This is a genomic window from Tateyamaria pelophila (genome assembly GCF_019966495.1).
GTDB lineage: Bacteria > Pseudomonadota > Alphaproteobacteria > Rhodobacterales > Rhodobacteraceae > Tateyamaria > Tateyamaria pelophila.
Map to the genome: position 1 here is coordinate 1 of NZ_JAIMIA010000230.1, position 3,678 is coordinate 3,678.

At 53.7% G+C, this 3,678-nt stretch carries 3 protein-coding genes; 1 reads left to right on the forward strand and 2 read right to left on the reverse strand.

Translation table 11 applies throughout. The features are described 5' to 3' along the window. Positions 1–502: 502 nt before the first annotated feature. Positions 503–1,369: a glycosyltransferase family 2 protein gene (locus LC354_RS26885; protein WP_399204436.1), complete on the reverse strand. Its 867-nt coding sequence runs from the start codon at positions 1,367–1,369 to the stop codon at positions 503–505. Between the two features lie 115 nt (positions 1,370–1,484). On the opposite strand from LC354_RS26885, the gene miaB reads away from it, so the two are divergent. Beyond that, on the forward strand, positions 1,485–2,807 hold the full coding sequence (miaB, locus tag LC354_RS26890) for a tRNA (N6-isopentenyl adenosine(37)-C2)-methylthiotransferase MiaB (RefSeq protein ID WP_223429013.1): 1,323 nt from the start codon (positions 1,485–1,487) through the stop codon (positions 2,805–2,807). Between the two features lie 232 nt (positions 2,808–3,039). On the opposite strand, the gene LC354_RS26895 is transcribed toward miaB, so the two are convergent. After that, the gene (locus LC354_RS26895; protein WP_223429014.1) at positions 3,040–3,288 is read right to left on the reverse strand and encodes a hypothetical protein; all 249 of its coding nucleotides are present in this window, start codon (positions 3,286–3,288) and stop codon (positions 3,040–3,042) included. Positions 3,289–3,678 lie beyond the last annotated feature (390 nt).

Sequence of the window (3,678 nt, forward strand, 5' to 3'; positions counted from 1 at the left end):
GAGGTAAAAGATACTTGATCCGCAGGCCTGATCAGGCGATCTTCGCGTCAGATGGCAGGCCACTTGGGGAATGTCGGCGTACCTTAATATGCGACAGGCAGGACAAAAGGCAGTTATTATGGCAATGTTTGCTTTTATTGTGGGGTCAACATGCGGGCTACTCAGCGGGCTTATTTGCTTTCTATTTTTTAATTTTTCATTCTTTTCGGCTTTCCTCGTTTATCAAGTGATCGGTCTGGCATGCACTTTCCTGATTATTTTCTGGAATTTCCCAAGGACGCCCGAGCAGTCTGAAGCAAGAACATCAAAGACAGCTTTAAACGCCTGAACCGCTTCTCTCCTCGAACGTTGGAATGCCGCCCACTGTGACGAAACGCCAACGACCTCAAGCTTCTTATGACATTGCGGTGCCCGTTTGAGATTTCGCAGGTGGTCCAGATTAAACCGGGTTGCTGGATTGATGGTGGTCCAATAGCTGAAAAGTCCCGCAGGGGGATTTAAGTCAAAACCACTGACCCGGCTCCATGAGGCCCAAGTCCAGCAGTTGTCTCGAATGCCACTCAAACGGAGTTGAGTTGTGCCATGTCAGCGTATTGATGTCATATCTGCTGCCGGGGTTCAGTTTGAGAGCTTTGGCCGTGCGGAACGAACAGATTGCAGCAGTGATGTTGTGGTGCCATTTGCAGGCATAGGTGTTGTATTCTTCGTCATTGAATGTGTGGTTCGCCAAGAGTTTAAGACTTGGTTTGGTTTTGAACAGCGAAATCCGATCAATCTTGCGGCGAGCGGTTGGCACATGTTCCTCGAAACGCCAGCGCAAGCCTCCGAAAAAATCCAACTGACGTTCCTTGGGATGTCCATCGGCTCCGGGCCGCGCCAGTGCATAATAGCCAGTGTGATCCAGATGGGCGCGATCCAGCGACACGGCATCAGGGCACATCTGCAAGTCGTCCGCGTACAGGTCGACCACATATGTCAGCATGGCATCGCGCCGTTCTTCTGCGTGGAAGGCCAGCATTTCGCCAACAGTACGGGTCTCGCAAAAAGGATAGAACAGGTACTCGGCATTATAGCAATAAAACACCCACGTGCCCTCTGGCACCGAAGCGACGACCCAATTCACTGCCGCCTCAGCAGCCCCTTCGGCCGTTACGTCATAGTCGATGCGCAAGACGACATCCCGCAAATCGTGCGGCAATTCAAAGCTGGTCGGCATGAAAGCAATCAGATGCTGGAAACCGGCCCGTTGATGATGTCGCAAAGTGGATTCCACTTCGACATCATCTTCGACCAGAATGATCGCCAGAGGGCCAGTCCGCGGCATGGCGTCTACCGATCTGGCAAGAGCTTGGAGGCCTCTAAATTGCATAGTCTTTCACCATAGGCTCAGGTTTGGCACAGATTCGGTTAAACTTCGGTGCATTGCAAGACACAGACCTTCTTGATAAAGCCGCGCTTTGACCCAATTGCTCCGGATACCCGCTATGACGACGCCGAAAAAGCTCTTCATCAAGACCTATGGTTGCCAGATGAACGTCTATGACAGCGAACGCATGAGCGAAGCGCTCGGGGGGCAGGGCTATGTGGAAACCAAAACGCCGGATGATGCAGATATGATTCTGCTCAACACGTGCCACATTCGCGAAAAGGCGGCGGAAAAGGTTTATTCCGAATTGGGTCGGCTCAAAGGGCTCAAAGCGTCTAATCCGGACCTCAAGATCGGCGTGGCGGGCTGTGTGGCGCAGGCCGAAGGCGCGGAAATTATGCGTCGCCAGCCGGCGGTGGACCTGGTTGTTGGTCCTCAAAGTTATCACCGCTTGCCGGAAATGGAAGCAAAGACGCGGCAGGGAGAAAAGGCCCTCGATACGGATTTCCCCGAAGAAGACAAATTCGAAAAGCTCAAGAGCAGGCCAAAGGCGCGTCGCGCGCCGTCCGCGTTCCTGACGGTCCAGGAAGGCTGCGACAAGTTCTGCGCGTTCTGTGTCGTACCGTACACACGCGGCGCCGAAGCCAGCCGCCCCGTCGCCCGAATTCTCGACGAAGCCCGCGATTTGGTGGAGCGCGGCGTGCGCGAAATCACGTTGCTGGGTCAGAACGTCAACGCTTATCACGGCACCGGTCCGAACGGATCGGATTATACACTGGCCAAACTGATTTGGGATCTCGACAAGGTCGACGGTCTGGAACGCATCCGATTTACCACCAGTCATCCCAATGACATGACCGAAGACCTGATCGAAGCACACGGCACCTGTTCCAAACTGATGCCATACCTGCACCTACCGGTCCAATCGGGCAGCGACAAAATTCTCAAACGCATGAATCGCGGCCATACTGCCGAAAGCTATCTACGGCTGATCGAACGGATCCGCGGCGCCCGCCCCGACATTCTGATGTCTGGCGATTTCATAGTCGGATTTCCCGAAGAAACCGAAGTGGATTTTCAGGCTACACTCGATCTGGTCGCAGAAGTGAATTACGGATATGCCTATTCGTTCAAGTATTCCACGCGCCCGGGCACACCCGCCGCTGAGCGTGCGCAGGTTGATGCGGGCGAGGCGGACGACCGCCTACAACGTCTGCAATCCCTGATCACGCGCCAGCAACACAGCATTCAGGACGGAATGGTCGGACGCACGGTAAAGGTTCTGTTCGAAAAACCGGGCCGCCAAGCAGGTCAGATGATGGGCAAGAGCGAATACCTGCACGCCGTACACGTGGCTGATGCGCAGGTGTCTGTGGGTGAGATAAAGGCCGTCAAAATCGTAGACTCACTGACCAACTCGCTTGCGGGCGAGTTGGTCTGAAGAACGGTGATTTCCAAGAAACGCGTTTGAGTCTCAACCCTGTTTGATCCCTAAGCTGTCGCAAACCATCCAGTTTGATTTCTGATCAGATCTTTTCTGGAAAGCTCGAACCGAACCCGCTCAACGTTCGGATGTGCAGTCTTGGGCTCAGTGACGATCAAGGTCGGCAGCTCCGAGAGATAAACGTCGTCGGAGTGCGTAAAGCAGGCCAGCCATCCGCCATTTCATATCGCTAGGCTCTCTTGCGACGTTCACCCTCGGCATTGCAGATGCTGTCGGCTTCCTTGACAGACATCGTTGCCGGCCGATCGATGGCGCGATCCCAGACCACCAGGTCTTTGGTATAAAGTTGGCAAGTGACCGTCCCCTTGGCGGTTTCAATCTTAACGGGTGTCGTCTCGTAATCTACAGGTGAGGATACACACCCTGCCAGTGCGACAATCGGGAGTGCAAACGCTCCGTGCCTAAAACCATTACCCATCTTTTCGTCCTTTCCAAAAATGAACCCACTGGAGGATAGGTTTGCTTCTGTGCGAGTATCGCGACCTGTGCCGACCAATGCGTAGCGGCAGTCTCCACTCAACTTCCTAATTTTTCATAGACAAAATGTGGTCTGTCTCCTTTGAGGCCATTTTGTACCGGGTTTTACACTCCCTGACTGACCTTCCATGCGACATCGAAAGACCATGCTCTTCTGATGTCATGTGAAAACGAACATGGAAAAAGGGACAAAAAATGTCCGCGGCAATTCGGGCAAAAATATCTCGCCACTCTGATCGTTACGCACCTGGAGCGTATCCGTCTGGTGTCGGCGCGGTTTCAGGCCTTTTCCGGCTGCCAGTTCCACGGCATGAGTTCGTCGATGCGATTG

What these genes read in the sequence shown, in the direction of transcription:
- LC354_RS26885 (WP_399204436.1), bottom strand. Translation starts at nt 1,369, where the DNA reads ATGCAATTTAGAGGCCTCCAAGCTCTTGCCAGATCGGTAGACGCCATG.
- miaB (WP_223429013.1), top strand. Translation starts at nt 1,485, where the DNA reads ATGACGACGCCGAAAAAGCTCTTCATCAAGACCTATGGTTGCCAGATG.
- LC354_RS26895 (WP_223429014.1), bottom strand. Translation starts at nt 3,288, where the DNA reads ATGGGTAATGGTTTTAGGCACGGAGCGTTTGCACTCCCGATTGTCGCA.